Source organism: Aeromonas sp. ASNIH8 (genome assembly GCF_002919855.1).
Classification (GTDB): domain Bacteria; phylum Pseudomonadota; class Gammaproteobacteria; order Enterobacterales; family Aeromonadaceae; genus Aeromonas; species Aeromonas caviae.
Map to the genome: position 1 here is coordinate 99,570 of NZ_PQLN01000002.1, position 18,087 is coordinate 117,656.

Here is an 18,087-nt window from a genome sequence, read left to right on the forward strand (position 1 = left end):
AGTGGCCCTGGCGGTGGCCAGCAGCATGAGCAAGGGGGCGGTGTGATGGAGCTGATGACTCGGGGTTATGCCCTGTTGACGATGACCAGCGTGGAGCTCGCCGAGCTGACCGGTAAGGAGCACAAGAATGTGCTGGCCGATATTCGCCGGATGCTGGTGGAAATTCAATCGGCTGAAAAGTCAGCCGAGTACCGGGACAGCCTTGGCCGTGCCCAGCCCTGCTTGTTGCTGGATAAGGAGGAGACCCTTTGTCTGGTGGCCGGCTACAGCGCCCAGTTGCGGATCCGGATTATTCGCCGCTGGCAGGAGCTGGAGCAGCAAGCCCACCAGCCCGCGATGATGATCCCCCAGACCCTGCCGGAGGCCCTGCGTCTGGCCGCCGAGCTGGCCGAGCAGAAGATGGAGCTGGAGCGCAAGGTGGCGATGGATGCCCCGGCGGTGGAGTTCGCCAAGCAGATCGCCAGCGTGGAGAAGGGGATCACCTTGTCGGCGTTCGCCAAGACGGTGGGCCTTGGCCCCAACACCCTGTTCGCCCTGCTGAGGGAACGCAAGATCTTGATGAGTTGCCGCGGGGAGCGCTGGAACCTGCCGATGCAGGAGTATGTGGACCGCGGGCTGTTCGCGACCCGGGAGAGCTCGTTTGACAGCAACGGCGAGCGGCGTATCAGCTTCACCCCCCTGATCACCGGCAAGGGCCAGCAGTGGCTGGTGGAGCGACTGATCCGTGACGGCATCCTGCGTGGGGTGGCGGCATGAGTCACAACCTGGCCCTGTTGCCATCGTCTGAACGGCAGCGCATCGAGTTGATCAAGCAGGCGCACCTGCTGGTGTGGCGCCGTCGCCGCAACGAGATCGGGCGTGAGGTTGTGGTGGCCGCCATCGATGAGGTGGATGAAGAGCACCGTGAGTGGTTTCGCCAACAGTTGAATGCGATCAGGGGGCAAGCGTGAGCGCAGGAAACGCCGTGTTTGTCGAAGCACTGGGGCTGGCCCTGGTACCGCTGGGCGACAGCCTGCCGGCGGTGAGGCGTCAACTGGCTGGCAAGCCGGTGCGCCTGGTGCGCGATCAGGGATCAGACCTGCTGGCCCAGTTCCCTGAGCTGGTGTCGGCCCTGGCCCGCGCCGCGGTGGTCAATGCCGCCGGTGGGGAGCTGCTGACCGCCAATGCCACTGCTTGCGTGATAGCCGATGGCTGCATTGGGGAAACCGTCACCGCAGAGGTGGAGGGGGTCCATCTGCCTTTGTGCTGGCATCACGACAACGAGCACCGCAATGGGCAGTTACCGATCCGCCTCGCCGATGTGGCCGGGTGGCTGGCGCAGCTTGTGCTGCAGCGGGTCGCTGGCTGGTGTGGGGTGGCCGCTGCTGACCTGACTGCCCGGGATCTGTGCTGGTGGGCGACCGTCTATAAGGTGCTGCCTTCATTGCCGGATCCGCTGCTGCGCTCTGCCTGTCGCCTGGCACCCATCGAACCGGATCGGAAGTGGTCGCCCCGTGGTAACCGGGAGACCGATGCTCGCTATCGTGATCATCGCCTTGAGGTGGCAGAGCGCGATCCACTGGCCGATCTGCGGGCTCGCATCAATGCCAAACCGGCCATTCGCCAGATTGATCCTGAGCCTGCGGCCTTGCATTTAGGCAAGCCCAAACGACAGCGCTGGGAGTGTGCGGCCTACTTGGCTTTTGTTCGACAGTTGCCCTGTGTGGTGACGGGCCAGCGCGAGGGCATCGAGGCGCACCACGTTGTGGGTCACGGGATGAGTGTGATGGGCAGCAAGGCGCATGACCTGATGTCGTTCCCACTCGCCCACCAGCCACACATGGAGTTGCACCGGATCGGGTGGAAGGCTTGGGAGGCCAAGCACGGTTCGCAGTTGGAGCACGTTATCAACACACTGGATCTGGCTTGCTCCTTGGGAGTGTTCAATGCCAAAAGCTGATTCATGGACAGTGACCCTGCCATGGCCCCCTTCAACCAACCGGATCTGGCGCAATGTGGCCGTGAGCGGTAAGCCCAGAACCCTGCTGAGCCAGGAGGGGAGGGTTTATCGCAAAGCTGCGGCCGATGCCTGTCTGGCTGCCAAGTTAGCCGGCAAGCAGATTCCCGATCGGCTGGCCCTGCGGCTGGTGGTGCAGGCCCCTGACCGGCGAGCCCGGGATCTGGATAACACGGTGAAGGCGGTGCAAGACGCCCTGACCCACGCCGGGGTGTGGCTGGACGATAGCCAGATCGACCGGTTGCTGGTGGAGCGCGGGCCGGTAGTGAAAGGGGGAATGGTGTCGGTAACAGTGGAGGTGATGAGTGCGCTTTGAATATGCAATTACCGTAGGGGATCCGCGTTCTGTGATGCTGCAGGCCTATCAGGCCCAGTCAACGGGGCGTTCTCATCTGACAAAGAGTGATGTGATGACGGCATTGGGAATGGTTCAGAAGCACAATGGTGCCGGCATGGCGCTGGTGATGGCGCGTTACTGCAAAGACCTAGGGGATGCCAAGAAGGCCCTGCTAGCTGTGCAAGCCGAGTGCACCAAGATTGCCCCCCGCTATGTGGGGGCCAACAAGGAACGTGGCCATGGCATGGCCTTGCGCCGGGTGGCCGAGCTGGCCCTGGAACACTACTGCCGCACTGCTGACACTCCTGGGGCTTCCTGTCACCCGCAGTTCTGCCGGGGGCGGGGAGTGATCCGCGACCTGGAACTGAGCCGCCTGCACGGCAAGGCGATTGATAAGGTGTGCCCACGCTGTGGTGGTACCGGGCTACGCCCCATCCCGGGTACTCAGATCAGACGCGCCATTGAACCGTTGGCTGGTGGACTGACCCGTGGGCAATGGGAGCTGGGCTGGTATCCGCTCTATCTGGCCGTGCTGGATTGGTGCCACCAGCAGGAGTCAGCGGCGCAGACGCGCTATTGGTATACGACGCGGTAAGTCACTTGCCCCTAGAACCCCGCTTCGGCGGGGTTGTTGCTTGTGCAGGTGAGGGTGGCTTGACGGCCACCTGCAATTTTGTGTAGGCTGATTGCCAACGATGGAAGACTGCACCCGAAAGGTTGCGGTTTTTTTTGTTTCTTGCTCTCAAACCTCGGCTTAGCCGGGGTTTTTTCGTTTCTGGGGTGGATTCATGAATCAAGGCCATGAGCAGATCGCTACCACTGTGGTCGGTGAAACTGCGAAATCTGCCCCTCCTGTAGCGGTGGTGAGTATGTCGTGGGCTGGTGTCTCTTTGAATGACTGGGTGCTGATCGCGACGCTTGTGTGGCTTTCGGTTCAGATCGGCTGGTTTATCTGGTCGAACATCATCAAGCCACGCGCCAAGCAGGTGGGGTAGGCATGACAAAAGTACGAATTGCCATAGCGGCGCTCACGCTCAGTGCTGCCGGCTTTGTGGGGATCCTGAATCGGGAGGGGTTTGAGCCGACGGCTTACCCCGACCCCGTACACGGTACCAAGCTCCCCACTATCGGCTTTGGGAGCACCGAAGGGGTCAAGATGGGTGACACCATCACGCCCGTCGCCGCGGTGAACAGGAGCCTTCGGGAGGTGCGGGTGTTCGAGAATGCCCTCAAGGCCTGCATCAAGGTGCCACTCCACCAGTATGAGTTCGACGCCTATGTCGAGCTCTCCCACAACATCGGTCCCGGCGCCTTCTGCCGATCCACCATCGTGAAGCGCCTGAACGCTGGCGACTACCCCGGGGCCTGCGAGGCGATCCTGCTATTCAAGCGTTCCGGCAACCAGGACTGCTCGGTACCGGGGAACCGGGTATGCCCCGGGCTCTGGAAAGACCGGCTGCGCCTCAATGCGAAGTGCAAGGGGGTGTGATGGGAGTGACTCAGCAGAGCAAGGTGCTGCCGTTCCTGGCCGGTGCCTTGGTGATAGCCGCCCTGGCCGGCGGCGGTGTGGCGCTCTATCGCTCCGGTCATGCTGCTGGGGAGGAGGGGGAGCGCAAGACCTGGCAGGCGAAGTGGGATGAAGAGGCGACCCGTCTGGCCACGGCCAGGACTAAGGCAGAGCTGGAGGCTCGGGAGGAAGAACTGCGCCGCCAGGCAGAAATCGATGAGGTAAGAGAGCATGCGCAAGAACAAATCGCCCAAGCACAAGCTGATGCCGATGCTGCTAGCCTTGAGTCTGGCCGGCTGCGCGAGCAAGCCCGCCGCCTGGCAGCCCGAGCAAGTCAGTGCGCCAGCAATCCCGGGGCTGCCCAAGGAGGCCCGGCAGCCGGACATCCTGCCATGGTGCTCGCCGACCTGCTCAGCCGGGCTGACGAGAGAGCGGGTGAGCTGGCAGCAGCGTATGACCGAGCTCGAGCGTCAGGACTAGCCTGTGAAAGAGCCTATCTCTCATTGACTCAACCCCGTTAACCCAACTACCGCAATACCCCACCCCCCAGGTCAAAGGTACTCCCCCCAGCCCCCCGTCCTCGACGGGTCGTTGAGGCGCGGATTTTCACTACATATGAAACCCCAAAAAGCGAGGTTGTGGATTACCGATGTGCGTGAGTGCATCAAGCAATGAGTACCGAGGCGCTGACTGACCGGCGACCAAGCAGCATCAGATACGATTGACCCTTTGGGCTCGACCGTGATGCCAGCGCCTCACTCAACACAAAGGCATGGGCTCTTAACCTAACAGGACAGCGAGGGAGGGGAACCGACCTGGTGAGCCCATGCCTTTGTGAAAAGGAGTAATGCCATGTTGACCGCCATCATGTTGTTCACTGCTGCCTGCAACGTTTACTTGCTGCTCCAGCTCCGCCGCTCCACCCGTCTCCTGGAGGCTAGTCACGCATCTTTGCTTGCGGCTGTATCTCGACTGCAAGCAAGGCAGGTTGCTGTTGAAAAGGTGGTAATTGACCCAAGCAGCATCACAGGCACTCTCTCCCGTGGTGCCACTGTTGAGAGCAATTACCCCTATCGCCATTGATTTACTTCGCCGCCTAATGCTAGCGCCCTGCAGCAATGCCATCAGCAGCAGCGGGCGGAACCTATCTGGAGTGTGTATGCCACCAAGAAGGATGAAGCCCTGCCGCCATCCCGGTGGCTGTGCTGCATTGACCAATGACAAGTCAGGCCGGTGTGAGGCTCACCGCGTTTCAGGGTGGGCCGTGTATCAGGCTGGGTTGTCCAGGCATCAAAGGGGTTACGGTTCGGAGTGGGACAAGTTGCGCCAAGTCATCTTGGTTCGGGATGGGTATCTGTGCCTCACCTGTTTGGCCCTCGGCATCTACACCCCGGCAACCACCGTTGACCATGTGGTGGCCAAGGCGCACGGCGGAACAGATGACCCCAGCAATCTGGAGTCCATTTGTGATCCTTGCCATGGGGTTAAGACGGCGAAAGAGCGCCTTAAAGGCCGTCAAACATAGGTAAAACCTGCGCAAACTCACAAATTCACCCTGTTTCACCCCCTTTCCGGCGGGATCCTCAAGAGCTCCAGAAAAGCCCATGAGATCCAGTCGCGGCGCAGGCCAGGCAGGGAGGGGGTGGTCAAATCCCTACCGCCGACAGCCCCTTAGTACCGCCGCCTAGAGTTTTTTACGCGAGCGAGAAATAAGGAAAATTTCCTGAAATGGGGGACTCTTGGTGTGACTAACGTGACATTCGTCATCGCTGTCACGGTTTAATGATTGGAGTATTAAACATGACAAGAGCCGCTGGGGGTGGCCGCAAGTCTGGCGGCGATCTGCCTGCTGCGCCATCCAATCAAGTCATCAAGCGGGCGCCGCCTGCTCCCCCTGAGTTGCATTATGCCGAGGCGCGTTTGCTTTGGCGTAGCACGGTCAAGATTCTGATCGGTCGCCAGCAGCTTACCGAAGATCACCTGCCGCTGGTGCTGGCTTACTGCAACTCGTTTGGTCTGTATCTCAAGGCCGAGAAGATGGTGCTGGATGACGGCATCACCTCGGCCACCGCCGAGGGCATCAAGAAACATCCCGCCGTTGCTGTCCGTCAGGATGCGCTCTCCTCCATGGTCAGGATCGGCTCACTGCTCGGACTTGACCCTACCAGCTATCGCCGCCTGATGGGCGGAGGTGGCGGGACTGGCCCTGATGGCGGAAATGAGTTCGAGGATTTCTGATGGCCAAGAACCCGAACGTCAACGCCGCGAACAAGTACGCCCGTGACGTGGTATCGGGTCGGGTCATCGCCTGCAAGTACGTTCAGCAGGCGTGTCAGCGCCACCTGGATGATCTGGAGAAGTCCAAAGAAAAGGACTACCCCTACAGGTTCGATGCCGCCAGGGCAGAGCGGGCCTGCAAGTTTCTGCAACTGCTGCCGCACACAAAGGGCAAATGGCGGCGCCTGCCGCTGGACAAGCGCCGGATAGCGCTAGAGCCCTGGCAACTGTTCTTTCATGCGTGCGTTTACGGCTGGGTTCGCAAGAAGGACGGGCTGCGCCGGTTCCGGCGGGCGGCCCTATTCGTGCCGCGCAAGAATGGCAAGTCCATCGTGGCGGCGGGCAATGGCATCTACATGTTTGCGGCGGACGATGAGCCCGGCGCGGAGGTGTACTGCGGTGCCACCACGGAAAAGCAGGCGTGGGAAGTGTTCAAGCCCGCGATGCAGATCGCCGCCCAGCTGCCCAACCTGCGCCGCAAGTTTGGCATTCAGGTTTGCGCCAAGAAGATGCTTCGTCAGGATGGCTCGGTGTTTGAGCCGGTGATCGGCAATCCGGGTGATGGCTCAAGCCCGCACCTGGCGATAGTCGATGAGTACCACGAACATGACAGCCCTGAACTGTATGACACCATGGAGACCGGCCAGGGGGCACGAGAGCAGCCCATGATGCTGGTGATCAGCACGGCAGGGGTTAACCCTGCTGGCCCCTGCAAACAGTTCTGGGATGAGTGCGTCAAGATGCTCAGTGGTGCAGAACCGGATGAGGAGCTGTTCGCGCTGATCTACACCATCGACGATGATGACGACATCTTTGACCCGGCCAGTCTGCGCAAGGCCAACCCCAACTATGGGATCTCGGTGTTTGAGGACTACCTGCTTGCTCAGCTGATGCGGGCCAAGCGCAATGCGCGGCACCTGACCAAGTACCTGATCAAGCACCTCAACAAATGGACCACCGCCAGCTCCACCTTCTTCAACTACGACCATTGGCGCAGTGCGGCCGATGCCACCTTGAAGATAGAGGACTTTATCGGTTGCCCTTGCTGGTTCGCTCTCGACCTGGCCAGCAAGCTGGACGTCTGCTCACTGGCGATCTGTTTTGCTCGCTATGAGGCTGATGGACTGCTGCATTACTACCTGTTCACCCGCCACTGGTTGCCGGAGGACACCACCAACGACCCCGATAACCGCAACGCGGCGAAGTACCAGGAGTGGATCTCGACGGTGTGGCCAAATGCTGGCGGGATGGCACTGACGCCCACGGATGGTGCGGAAATTGATTTCGGCGAAATAGGGGCAGAGGTGGCCACCCTGGCCAGCACCTATGCCCCCCGCGAGATCCCGCACGACCCATGGAACAGTGCCCAGCTTGCCCAGCAGTTGGCTGCGGCTGGCTGGATGCCGGTGGCGATCCCCCAGACAACGGCGCACCTGTCACCGCCGATGAAGGAAATGGAATCTGCACTGGCCGCTGGCCGCCTGCACCATGACGATAACCCGGTGATGAACTGGATGATTGGCAACGTGACGGCGCGTGAGGATGCCAACGAGAACGTGTTCCCCCGCAAGGAGGGCAAAGACAACAAAATCGACGGCGCAATGGCGGCCATCATGGCTATCGGCCGCGCCATGCTCAACAAGGGCGCATTCAGCAGCCCCTACTCGGAAGATGATTATGACCCAACGGACGCGGTACTTGATTGATGCGGCCCTGCTGCTCGGCGTCCTGCTGATGAGCAGTGGCACTTACCTGCTGTATGGCTTAGGCCCTGCCTTGCTGCTGGCTGGCGGCCTGCTGGTCGGTCTGGTTTTGCTGACTGTCTTGGTAATGGTCAAGCTCAAGCAACAAGGGGGCCGCGATGTTCAGTCTGCTGTTCGGGGCTGAGGCCCGCAGTGAAACCATCAGCTCATCTGATCCCGGTCTCGCTGAATGGTTTGGCCTGGGGGCCGCGACAGAGAGCGGCGTCTCGGTGACGCCTGCCAGCTCCATGAGGCTGGCAGCGGTGTATTCCTGTATTCACCGGCTGGCCAGCAGCATGGCCCAGATGCCACTCCATGTGCTGAAAAAGAGCGGTGATGACGTGGTGCCTGGCACCGACCATCCGGCCCACTACTTGCTGTCGGCATCGCCTAACCTGTTCCAGAGCAGTTATGACTGGCGGGAGCAGTCCCAGCAAGTGGCGCTGGCGCATGGCAACGCCGTGACGCGGCTGATCAGGGATCGCCGAACGGGTCAGCTGACCGAGCTGGCGTTGTTTGACCCCGAGCATATCGGCAAGCCGCAGCGCGGCCAGTCCGGTTGGTACTATCCAGCATATGACGATCAGGAGCATCGCTGGTTTGCCCTGCCCATCTATGACGCAGTGCATATCAAGGGGTTTGGCGCCGACAAGCTGTGGGGGGCCAGCCCTATCCGCTATCACGCCGAGACCATCGGCCTGGGGCTGGCCACCAAGAAATATGGCTCCCAGTTCTTTGGTGGCGGAGGCCGTCCGTCCGGCATCCTGATCGACAAAACGCCGAACATGGCCGGAGAGGTTGGCAAGCAACATCGCACCAACCTGAAAAGCTCATGGCGTGAAGGGGGTATCGGCAAGGGCAGCGGGCGCACTGCCTTGCTGACCGGTGACCTGGATTACAAGGCGATCACCATCCCGCCGGAAGAGGCGCAGTTTCTCGAAACGCAGAAGATGAACCGCAGCGAGATCGCGGGGATCTACAACGTGCCGAGCCACATGATCAACGACCTGGACAAGGCCACCTTCTCCAACATCAGCGAGCAGGCGATCCACTTCGTCCGCCATAGCGTGATGCCCTGGGTGGTGCGCTGGGAGCAGGAGATCAACCGCAAGGTGTTCACCGAGGCCGAGCTGCGGGCCGGTTACTACGTCAAGTTCAACCTGGCCGGACTGCTGCGCGGCACAGCCAAAGAGCGTGCAGAGTTCTACCACTACGCCATCACCGATGGCTGGATGAACCGCAACGAGGTGCGGGTGCTGGAGGATATGAACCGAGTCGATGGGCTCGACAACTTCCTGATCTCGGTCAATGCCGCCAGCCAGCAGGATAACAAACAACAAGAAGATGAGGTGCCCAATGCCGAATGATAGCGAACGCCGCTTCTTTCGCTGTGAAGTCCGAGCCGATCCCGCCGCTGACGGGCAAGGCCCGAAGATTGTTGGCCATGCGGCGGTGTTCAACCGCCTGAGTGAAAACATCGGCGGCTTTCGTGAAATCATCAAGCCTGGCGCCTTCGATGGGGTGATGCAGGACGATGTGCGCGGGCTGTTCAACCATGACCGGAATTTTGTGCTGGGTCGCACCAAGAGCGGCACCTTGCGCCTGTCTATTGATGATGAGGGGCTGCGCTACGAGATCGATGCACCTGAAACCCAGATGGTGAAAGATCTGGTGTTGGCCCCCATGCTGCGCGGTGACATCGACGCCAGCTCATTCCAGTTCAAAGTGGCCCACGATGGCGAGCGCTGGTTTTACGATGACGATGGGTTGCTGACGCGAGAGATCACCAAGTTCGCCCGCCTCTACGATGTGGGGCCGGTGGCCTTCCCTGCCTACCCTGACGCAACTGCTGCCTCCCGCTCCATGCAGGAGTTCAAGAATAAAGAGAGCCGCGCCCAGGAAGACGAGGCCCGCGAGCGGCGCGAACGACACTTACAACTGATTGGCGCCTGATGGTGCTGTAAAACCTGACCCGCTTCGGCGGGTTTTTTATTGCCATAACGGAGCGTATGCCCATGAAATTGCACGAACTGAAGCAGAAGCGCAGCACCATCGCCGGTCAGATGCGCAAGCTGAACGATGAACACAGCGAGAAGCGTTGGGATGACGCCGCCTCCAAGCAGTGGGACGACGCGCTCAAGGAGCTGGACGAGCTGGACGCCCAGATCGCCCGCGAAGAGCGCTTGCTCAGCCTGGACTCTGACAAAATCAACAACGAGCCGGAGCGCCGCTCAGGCATTGACCTCGACACCAGTGTCGCCGAAGCCCGCCAGATGAAGGTGCTGGAAACCGTACTGCGCGGTGGCTATCAGGCGCTCTCCAGCGAAGAACGTTCGCTGTTCAAGGAGATGCGCGCCCAGGCCACCAACGTGGATACCAAGGGCGGTTTCACTGTTCCCACCGAATTCCGCAATCGGGTTGTGGAAACCATGAAGGCGTTTGGCGGTCTGGCCAATATCTCCACCGTGTTCGAAACCGATGGCGGGGCTCCCATTACCTGGGTGACCACTGATGGCACTGCGGATGAAGGCGTCATGATCGGTGAAACCGAAGAGGGTGGCGACAAGGACATGGATTTTGGCCAGGTTGCCATCGGTGCCAAGAAGATGACCTCCAAGACCATCAAGATCAGTGACGAGTTGCTGCAAGATAGCGGCGTGGATGTCATTGGCCTGATTGCCCGCCGCATCGGATCTCGCCTCGGCCGAGGTGAAGCCAAGCAACTGCTGAACGGCGACGGCCAGGGCAACAACATCAAGGGTCTGACCATGCAGCTGACCGGTGGTGTGACTTCTGCGGTGGCGGGTTCCATTACCCACGGTGATCTGCTCAAGCTCAAACATTCGGTGGATCCGGCCTATCGTGCAGGCAACACCCGCTGGGTGTTCAACGACAAAACCCTGCTCGGCTTCAAGGAACTCAAGGACGGTAATGGCCGCCCGCTGTGGCTGCCGGATGTGGCCGGTGTTGCCCCGGCGACCATTGACGGCGATCAGTACCAGATCGACCAGGGTATGCCGGATGTGGCTGCTGGTAAGAAAGCGGTGCTCTATGGCGATTTCAGCTACTTCCAGATCCGCCGCGTCAAAGGGATGGCCCTGCGCCGTCTGGACGAGAAGTATGCCGAGGCCGGTCTGGTTGGCTTCCTGATGTTCCACCGCTTCGATGCGCTGTTGGAAGATACCGCAGCCGTCAAGGCGCTGACCCTCAAGGCTGCTTAATCAACCACGCTGGGGGCCATGCCCCCGGCTGGATGGAGAGAACCCATGCACGTAATTTTGCTCACCGCGCTGTGCGGTGAAAAGCGGGGCAACGTAGGCGATAAACTGCCGGTGGCCAGCCAGGAAGAGGCGGACGAGTTGGTCCGGCTCGGGATCGCTCGTTATGATACCGAGGCCGAACTCAAACGCCAGTTGGCCGAGCTTCAGGCCCGCGAGCAACAGCGGCAAGAAGCTGATGCCCTGGCGGCGGCACAAGCCCTGGCCGCAGAGGGTGAAGCCGCCGAAGAGGCAGAACGGAAGGCCGCCGAAGAGGCAGAGCAGAAGGCGGCCAAGCAGGTAAAGGCGAAAGCTGACAAGGCGTAATCAGATGGCACTGCTCAACATCAGTCTGTTGAAAAAACAGCTTCGCCTCGATGCAGGCATGAGTGATGAAGACGAGCTGCTGGAGCTGTATCTGGGGGCTGCCGAAGTGGCGGCCTCCAACTACATGGGGCGCACGCTCTACGCCAGCGATGATGACATCCCCGATACCGATCACTATGGCATCAGCGTAAAGAACCCGGCCGTTACTCTGGCGATCCTGATGTCGGCGGCGCAGTTCTACGAGAACCGCGAGCCCATCATCACAGGCGCTATCGTGGCCGAGCTGCCGCTGGCCTATTCCCATGCGATTGGCCCATACCGGATCTTGTTCCCCGAGCTGTCACCGGATCCGTGATGGCTGGATCAGGGGCCTGATCGGATATACCCTACGGGGATTGATACGGGAGGGACAATGGCGCTTATCGAGTGTGGCGAATGTACCGGCAAGGTGTCTGACAAGGCGGCCAGTTGCCCGCATTGTGGGTCGCCGGTCATGCAGTTGGCTGATGTGGTGGACACCGGTGATCGGCTGACGACCACGCAGCAGACATCCAAGCAGCTTAAGGAGCAGGTGCTGTGGGCTTATCTGTTGATGGCCATGGGCTTGGCAATGACAGTTTTTACACCGCTTTGGCTCAATGCCAAGGGGAGTGACTGGACACTTTCAAGTCTGGGGTATGGTGGGGCTGTGCTGCTGCTCGGTGTGGCGTGGCAGATAGTCAACAAGGTTAGGATATGGTGGCACCACAGTTGACCGGTCACCAAAACAAACCCCGCTTCGGCGGGGTTTTTTATTGGAGGTGTCTATGGCAGCCGGTGAGTACCGAGATCAGATCCGCATTCTGACCAAGGTGTCAGGGCAAGATGCGGCTGGCCAGCCGCTGGCGCAGTGGCAAGAGTCGAGTCCTATCTGGGCAGATGTCCGGATGATTGGTGGCCGTGAGCAGTTGAGGGCTGGCAAAGAGGTCGCTGCAGGACAGTACACCATCAAGCTGAGATACCGCTCCGGCGTGACCGCCGCCAACCGGGTTTTCCTGGTGCGCGATGATCTCGCCGTCAATATCAAACTGGTTCAGCCAGATGCCAAGCGCAGCACGCTGATCCTCTTCTGTGAGGTTGACCAATGATCAGCACCATCGACCTGGACGGGTTTTCTGATCTGGAGCAGCAGCTGGCGTCCCTCGATCTGGTCACCCAGAAGAAGGTCTTGCGTGAGGTGATGCGAGAATCAGCCCAGCCGGTGCTGGCCCGTACTCGGTCCCTCTATGAGCAGAAGTGGAGCCACGACACCGGCCTGTTGGGTGAGTCCATCAAGCTGCGCGTCTCCATTCCCAGAAACCCCCGGTTTGCTGATGTCGTTGCCTCTGTCGGTGTGTTCAAGTCCTACAAGGTACAACAGGCGGCAGGTAAATACGTGGAGGCGCCGGTCTATGCGTACTGGCTGGAGCATGGCACCCGCGAGCACAGTCTTGCCAGTGGGGCCAGCCTCAAAAGCCACAAGGATACCGAGCGCGCCAACAAGCGGGCACATCTGCGCCGCAGTCGCCCTGGGCAAGAGAGCTTGATCCACCCCGGCATCCCTGCTGGCCCATTCTTGCGCCCCGGTCTCGATGAGAACGTGGAGAAGGTGCTGGACGTGCAGAAAGATCACCTTGGCGCAGCCATCGACAAGGCAATCAGATGATAAAGCGAGCCGCTATTTTTGAGCTGATAAAGGCCGCCAGCCAGGTGCCTGTATATCCCGACTTCATCCCGCAAGAAGTGTCTATTCCTGCAATCGCCTACAGCCTGGTCAGCTCTCCTGACGGCCTGCGACCACTTGAGGGTGGAGTGAGTCTCCAACAGCATTTTTGGCAGTTGGAGATATTGGCCGCCACTCGCCTGGAGGGGGATGCCATCGGCGAGCGTCTGCGCCAGCTTGATGGCAGGCAAACAGACGACTTCCAATACATCGCTGTGTCCGAGCCGCGAGACTCACCCAGTTCGCTGGACACGACAACCAAGCAATCCATCGTCGAAATTCAAACCACCAACAGAAGGAACCGCGCATGACTGCCGCAACCCGCTTTCAGTACACCCCCCAGGATGCCGTGCTGGCCGCTGGGACTCAGACAAAGTTCAAGACCAAGGACGATGCCGATTTCACCCCCCTTCCTGGGATGCTTGCCATTGGCCAAGTCGGCGAGAAAAACCCCGTGCTGGACCAAACTACGCTGGAAGACACGGCCAAGCGCTCCATGGCAGGGATGTTCGATGGCCCCGAGAAAGAGTTCAAGTGCATGTCTTACCCGACCGATGCGGGCCAGCAGTTGTTTATTGCGGCGGCTCAGGCCACCAAGACAGTCATCGTTCAACATATTTGGCCGGACAATGTGACGGCGGAATACGAGGTGGTGTTGCTGGGTTATTTGCGCAATGAAACCCAGGGTGACAAGGCCATTGATTTCGTGGTGCCGTGCAAACAGAACGGCAAGACCAAGTGGGGCAAGGTGGGGGTAGGTGCATAATGGCCGCAAAGAAAAAACCATCGGTGACAGCGGCGCTGTTGCTCAACAAGTTATCGCTTCGTCAGGAACGCGTGCCTGTTCCAGAGCTGGGCGAAGAAGCCGAAATCATCGTGCGTGAAATGTCGGTGTCCAAGCTGCTGGAGTACCAGATCACCAACTTCAACCAGGTAACTGGCCAGCCGCTGGCAGATAACCCATACCAATGGATGATGTCGCTGCTGGTCTGCTGCATGGTGGACGAAGATGGCAACCCGATCGCTACCCAAGAACAGGTGCCAGCCTTGCTGGAAAGCCTGCCTCTGTCGGTACTCGACCGACTGGTGCCGGTAGCGAAGCGCCTCAACCGGATGGACGAGCTGGCGCTGGCCGCTGAAAAAAACGATAAGGGTCAGCCAGACCAAGCAGCTGGTGATCAGGTTAGCGATCGATCTGCATAAGACGATTACCGAAATCGAGGCGCTGCCCGTTTCGGAACTGACCACCTGGCTGGCCCATTACTCGCTCGAATATGAGCGCCTGCACCCTCCCCTCCCTGATCCAGAAAAAATCACCCCGGAAGAGTCTCAGTTGTCGCTGAGAGCCGTCCTGCTTTAACCACATCAGAGGATAACCTATGGCCGTATTGCGCAGCCTGGTCACTACGCTCGGCCTGAATGCGGCCCAGTTCCGGGAGGAGCTGGCCCGTTCCAGCAAAGACTTCACCACCTTTGGTGGTCATGTCGTCAACACCGGAAAAGTGGTGGCCGGAGGTGTTCGGACGCTGGTCACCGAGGTGTTTTCACTGCGCAGCGCCCTGATCGCCCTGGGCTCAGGCGCGGCGCTCGCCGGTATCAAGGCGGCGTATGACAGCATTGACAAGACGGCCAACCTTGGCCGAAACATAGGCATTGCCGCACAGCAGTGGCACGCCTACGCCCAGGCAGCGGAATGGGCTGGCACCAACGGGGAGCGCCTGTCGGATGTCGTCAAGGACTTGAACGTTCGGATCTCCGATGCGGCCAAGACCGGCGGCGGGCCCTTGGTGGACTTCTTCAAGCAGATTGGACAGTCGGCCCAGGACTGGGCGGCAATGTCGCCCGATCAGCAACTGCGCTCCTTCTCCGCCGAGCTGCAAAAGATGAGCGCAGCCGATGCCCGTTTTTGGCTCGATGAGCTGAATGATGCAGCGGCAGAGCTGTTCGATACCCTCTACACCAACAAAGGCGAGCTGTTCCGTTTTGCCGACGAGATCGACGGCATGGGCATGGCGTTATCCGGCGGCCAGTTCGCTGCCGTGCGTGAAGCCCGTCTCGAGATCCAGCGCCTGATGTCCGTCATGGGAGCGCTGTGGGAGCAGGTCAAGGCCAGCATGGCCCCAGCCATCTCCGAAGGCTCGCGCCTGATGCGTCAGTGGATTGTCGATGCTGCCGATGCCAAAGGCGGTTTCGCTGAGCTTGGCAAGGGGATGGCGCTCTATGTGATCGAAGGGGTGCGGTCTGCCTCTCTCGCTCTGGAGCAGTTCATCCGAACCATCGACACCACGCTTGAGAAAGCTTCCCTGGTATTTAACATCGGCGCCGACCAGGAAACCCGAAACGGCTACCTGAAAGCTGCTGCCGCCTACTCTGCTGCCCGAATGGATTACAACGAGGCGCTGAGAGATTACCAGGATGCGGGCGAGCCTGATGCCATGCTAGGGCAGCTCGATGCGCTGGGAACCGCTATGCAGCTCGCCAAAGGCGATATGGAAGCGTTCTTGTCCCAGTCCAGCGCTGACGGCTGGGCCTCATATTTCCAGAACTTGGACACCCTGAAAAAGTCTATCCAGTCCGCCGTGACCAGTGGCGGTGATAGCCTGCCTCCTTTGCCTGCCCCTGGTGGGGAGGGGCGCGGCGTAGCCGTGATCCCCGGTGCCATGAAAGCGCCGAAAGCCCCGAAGAAGCCCAAAGCCGTCAACTATGCGGCGGTGGATTCATTCAGGGTTGAAAACAAGGCCATTGCCGCCGAGCTGGACAAGCGTCAGCAACTGCTGGCCAACAGCAACCAAGCGATGGAAGGGATCGACAGGGATTTCTACGACGCCCGCAACGTGGCCCGTATCGAGCAGTATGGTGCCTCTGTCATCGAGGAGCAGAGCCGTTGGCAACAAGCCCAGCAGCGCCTGCAGCAGCAGTATTCGCAAGCCTATGATGCGGCGTCCGCTAACCACGACCTGCAATTCCAGCTCCAGATGGAGTACCACGCAAGCCGGGAAATGCTGGAGCAGGATCACCAGTCCCGCTTGCTGCAGATCGAAAACGACCGGGTCAACAAACAGCGGGAATACCAGTCGGCAGTATCTGCCGAGCTGCTGAGTTTTACCCAGCAGTCCATGAGCATTACCACCTCTGCCTTGCAGCAGGCTGGCATGGAGCACAGCGGCATCTATAAAGCCCTGTTTGCCATGCAAAAGGCTGCCGCCATCCCCTCCATCATCGTGTCAACGGAAGAGGCCGCCGCCAAGGCATTGGCCGCCTTCCCGCCTCCTTACTCCATTGGTCTGTCCAACAGCGTCAGGATGATGGGCTATGCGTCGGCGGGCATGGTGGCCGGTCAGGCGATTGCCGGTTTGTTTGATAAGGGCGGGCACATTCCGGCCAACCAGTTCGGCATTGTGTCAGAGCTGGGGGATGAGTTTGTGAATGGCACCTTGATAAAAGGCCCCGCCAATGTGACCAGTCGCCGCGACTCGGAAGCGATTCTGGCGCGGGCAGCGGGCAAGGGCGGTGATGGTAGTGACGGGGTCACCATTATCCAGCATATCGCTGTATCAGGTGCGGGGGATGCTGCTCTATCCGCCGCGATGGAGCAGGCGGCCCGGCGCGGTGCCCAGCAGGGAGCCCAGCAGGGTTACCAGATGGTGGTGCAGGATGTGGCGGGCCGTGGCCAGATCCGGCGAATGCTCAATGTGTGAGGTGCTTAATTGGCAGATGTAATCGATTGGCCTACGGACATCATCCCCAACGAAATGTCGATAGGGCTGGAGGGACTGACCAGAGACTTTGAATCCATGTCTGGGTCAACCCAGACCTTGGCAATACCTGGTGCCAAGGTAACCGCCCAATTGACGTTCAGAAACCTGCCTGCGCCGGTGGCAAAGCGGTTGAAGGCGCTCGTTTTCTCACTGGAGGGGACATCCGGCAGGGTCAGGATATGGGATTTTTCATCCCAACTGGTTGGCAATCCGCAGCCCGTGCTTGGTCATCCTGTTGTGACTGAAGCTATCTCAATGAAAAAGCAGTTCACATCCCGAGGGTGGACACCCAGCAGGCGGGTGTTAAGCCTTGGTGATTGGGTGCAGGTTGGTGATGAATTGAAAATGGTGCTGGCTGATGTCTATTCGGATGCAGCTGGTACAGCGCTTGTGCGTATCTCTCCGATGGTTCGTCAAAACTACCCGTCAGGCACCCCGCTGGTTGTCGCTCGGCCTTGTGGCGTATTCAAGCTACAGGACAACAAGCAAGGGGTATTCCACCATTCCCCTGGTGTGTTTACGGATGTCACCCTGTCCCTGATTGAGGCGTTTTACCCATGATCATGACCGGCCTTGATCCCGCCATTGTTGCCGCATTGAACCGGCCCAATGTGACGGCGTTCTATGCCACCAAGATAGATCTCCCGAGCGGCATAACCCGTCTGCACACCGGTCTTGGGGAGGCCGTGATCGGGGGTGAGGTCTATTACGGCATAGGTGCCATGGGGCAGATCAGCCCCCAGAAAGAACAGCTCACTACATCCCCGACGCAACTCAACATGACCCTGACCGGGCTCGATAACTCCCTGTTGGCGGAGGTTATGAAAGAGCGCCTGGTTGGGCGGCTGGCCTGGTTGTACCTGGTTGTGCTGGACGACACCGGATCCTTGGTGGCGGCGGCTTTGCAGTATAAGGGCCGGATCGCGTCAACGCCGGTGAAGGTGGGCAGAACCAACACGGTGCAACTGACGATTTCCAACATCTTCGAGGATTGGAAAAAGGGGCTCTCCATGCGCTGCACCGATGAAAGTCACCGTCGTCTCTTCCCTAACGATGCATTTTTCAGGCTCCAGACCTGGATGGCCAACTGCACCATCTTCTGGGGCTCCGCGAAAGATGGGCCTGACTCGACCTATAAGGATTGA

At 59.8% G+C, this 18,087-nt stretch carries 27 protein-coding genes; all 27 read left to right on the forward strand.

What is annotated here, in order from left to right:
* Positions 1-45: 45 nt before the first annotated feature.
* Positions 46-756 (forward strand): phage regulatory protein/antirepressor Ant, encoded by a 711-nt coding sequence (locus C3418_RS01280; RefSeq protein WP_258039723.1) that lies wholly within the window; start codon positions 46-48, stop codon positions 754-756.
* Entirely contained in the window at positions 753-950 is a 198-nt protein-coding gene (locus C3418_RS01285; RefSeq protein WP_041211153.1) for a DUF3283 family protein, read from the forward strand. The genes C3418_RS01280 and C3418_RS01285 overlap by 4 nt, the downstream gene beginning before the upstream one ends.
* Positions 951-964: 14 nt before the next feature.
* Positions 965-1,939: a DUF968 domain-containing protein gene (locus C3418_RS01290; RefSeq protein ID WP_103857834.1), complete on the forward strand. Its 975-nt coding sequence runs from the start codon at positions 965-967 to the stop codon at positions 1,937-1,939.
* A complete protein-coding gene (locus C3418_RS01295; protein ID WP_041211155.1) occupies positions 1,926-2,312 on the forward strand; it encodes a RusA family crossover junction endodeoxyribonuclease in 387 nt (128 codons plus the stop codon). The genes C3418_RS01290 and C3418_RS01295 overlap by 14 nt, the downstream gene beginning before the upstream one ends.
* A gap of 94 nt (positions 2,313-2,406) precedes the next feature.
* Positions 2,407-2,928 carry an antitermination protein gene (locus C3418_RS01300; RefSeq protein WP_223918230.1) on the forward strand — a complete coding sequence of 174 codons (522 nt, stop codon included), beginning with the start codon at positions 2,407-2,409 and terminating at the stop codon, positions 2,926-2,928.
* Positions 2,929-3,121: 193 nt separating this feature from the next.
* Positions 3,122-3,328 carry a hypothetical protein gene (locus C3418_RS01305; protein ID WP_033132437.1) on the forward strand — a complete coding sequence of 69 codons (207 nt, stop codon included), beginning with the start codon at positions 3,122-3,124 and terminating at the stop codon, positions 3,326-3,328.
* 2 nt (positions 3,329-3,330) lie between these two features.
* On the forward strand, positions 3,331-3,822 hold the full coding sequence (locus C3418_RS01310) for a lysozyme (RefSeq protein ID WP_045525021.1): 492 nt from the start codon (positions 3,331-3,333) through the stop codon (positions 3,820-3,822).
* Positions 3,822-4,361: a DUF2514 family protein gene (locus C3418_RS01315; protein WP_103857836.1), complete on the forward strand. Its 540-nt coding sequence runs from the start codon at positions 3,822-3,824 to the stop codon at positions 4,359-4,361. Before C3418_RS01310 ends, C3418_RS01315 begins: the two co-directional genes overlap by 1 nt.
* Positions 4,362-4,692: 331 nt before the next feature.
* Complete coding sequence (locus tag C3418_RS01320) at positions 4,693-4,923, forward strand: hypothetical protein (RefSeq protein ID WP_103857837.1); 231 nt, start codon at positions 4,693-4,695, stop codon at positions 4,921-4,923.
* A gap of 91 nt (positions 4,924-5,014) precedes the next feature.
* Positions 5,015-5,365 (forward strand): HNH endonuclease, encoded by a 351-nt coding sequence (locus tag C3418_RS01325; protein ID WP_258039724.1) that lies wholly within the window; start codon positions 5,015-5,017, stop codon positions 5,363-5,365.
* A gap of 275 nt (positions 5,366-5,640) precedes the next feature.
* Positions 5,641-6,078, forward strand: coding sequence for a phage terminase small subunit P27 family (locus C3418_RS01330; RefSeq protein WP_219812681.1), 438 nt, complete (start codon positions 5,641-5,643; stop codon positions 6,076-6,078).
* Complete coding sequence (locus tag C3418_RS01335; RefSeq protein WP_103857840.1) at positions 6,078-7,823, forward strand: terminase large subunit; 1,746 nt, start codon at positions 6,078-6,080, stop codon at positions 7,821-7,823. Before C3418_RS01330 ends, C3418_RS01335 begins: the two co-directional genes overlap by 1 nt.
* A complete protein-coding gene (locus tag C3418_RS01340) occupies positions 7,816-8,004 on the forward strand; it encodes a hypothetical protein (RefSeq protein WP_103857841.1) in 189 nt (62 codons plus the stop codon). The genes C3418_RS01335 and C3418_RS01340 overlap by 8 nt, the downstream gene beginning before the upstream one ends.
* Positions 7,979-9,226 carry a phage portal protein gene (locus C3418_RS01345; RefSeq protein ID WP_103857842.1) on the forward strand — a complete coding sequence of 416 codons (1,248 nt, stop codon included), beginning with the start codon at positions 7,979-7,981 and terminating at the stop codon, positions 9,224-9,226. The genes C3418_RS01340 and C3418_RS01345 overlap by 26 nt, the downstream gene beginning before the upstream one ends.
* Complete coding sequence (locus C3418_RS01350) at positions 9,216-9,812, forward strand: HK97 family phage prohead protease (RefSeq protein ID WP_103857843.1); 597 nt, start codon at positions 9,216-9,218, stop codon at positions 9,810-9,812. Before C3418_RS01345 ends, C3418_RS01350 begins: the two co-directional genes overlap by 11 nt.
* A 62-nt stretch (positions 9,813-9,874) precedes the next feature.
* Positions 9,875-11,080, forward strand: a complete 1,206-nt coding sequence (locus C3418_RS01355; RefSeq protein ID WP_103857844.1) for a phage major capsid protein — start codon at positions 9,875-9,877, stop codon at positions 11,078-11,080.
* Positions 11,081-11,125: 45 nt separating this feature from the next.
* Positions 11,126-11,443 (forward strand): hypothetical protein, encoded by a 318-nt coding sequence (locus tag C3418_RS01360; protein WP_103857845.1) that lies wholly within the window; start codon positions 11,126-11,128, stop codon positions 11,441-11,443.
* A gap of 4 nt (positions 11,444-11,447) precedes the next feature.
* Entirely contained in the window at positions 11,448-11,798 is a 351-nt protein-coding gene (locus tag C3418_RS01365) for a head-tail connector protein (protein ID WP_103857846.1), read from the forward strand.
* A 57-nt stretch (positions 11,799-11,855) separates the two neighbouring features.
* On the forward strand, positions 11,856-12,197 hold the full coding sequence (locus tag C3418_RS24300; protein ID WP_181023049.1) for a hypothetical protein: 342 nt from the start codon (positions 11,856-11,858) through the stop codon (positions 12,195-12,197).
* Positions 12,198-12,249: 52 nt separating this feature from the next.
* Positions 12,250-12,570, forward strand: coding sequence for a phage head closure protein (locus C3418_RS01375; protein ID WP_103857847.1), 321 nt, complete (start codon positions 12,250-12,252; stop codon positions 12,568-12,570).
* The gene (locus C3418_RS01380; RefSeq protein ID WP_103857848.1) at positions 12,567-13,127 is read left to right on the forward strand and encodes a hypothetical protein; all 561 of its coding nucleotides are present in this window, start codon (positions 12,567-12,569) and stop codon (positions 13,125-13,127) included. The genes C3418_RS01375 and C3418_RS01380 overlap by 4 nt, the downstream gene beginning before the upstream one ends.
* The gene (locus tag C3418_RS01385; RefSeq protein WP_103857849.1) at positions 13,124-13,495 is read left to right on the forward strand and encodes a hypothetical protein; all 372 of its coding nucleotides are present in this window, start codon (positions 13,124-13,126) and stop codon (positions 13,493-13,495) included. Before C3418_RS01380 ends, C3418_RS01385 begins: the two co-directional genes overlap by 4 nt.
* The gene (locus C3418_RS01390; RefSeq protein WP_103857850.1) at positions 13,492-13,950 is read left to right on the forward strand and encodes a hypothetical protein; all 459 of its coding nucleotides are present in this window, start codon (positions 13,492-13,494) and stop codon (positions 13,948-13,950) included. Before C3418_RS01385 ends, C3418_RS01390 begins: the two co-directional genes overlap by 4 nt.
* Entirely contained in the window at positions 13,950-14,387 is a 438-nt protein-coding gene (locus C3418_RS01395; RefSeq protein ID WP_103857851.1) for a hypothetical protein, read from the forward strand. The genes C3418_RS01390 and C3418_RS01395 overlap by 1 nt, the downstream gene beginning before the upstream one ends.
* Positions 14,388-14,563: 176 nt before the next feature.
* Positions 14,564-16,882, forward strand: a complete 2,319-nt coding sequence (locus C3418_RS01405; RefSeq protein WP_103857853.1) for a hypothetical protein — start codon at positions 14,564-14,566, stop codon at positions 16,880-16,882.
* 9 nt (positions 16,883-16,891) lie between these two features.
* Complete coding sequence (locus tag C3418_RS01410) at positions 16,892-17,503, forward strand: hypothetical protein (protein ID WP_103857854.1); 612 nt, start codon at positions 16,892-16,894, stop codon at positions 17,501-17,503.
* A complete protein-coding gene (locus tag C3418_RS01415; RefSeq protein ID WP_103857855.1) occupies positions 17,500-18,087 on the forward strand; it encodes a hypothetical protein in 588 nt (195 codons plus the stop codon). Before C3418_RS01410 ends, C3418_RS01415 begins: the two co-directional genes overlap by 4 nt.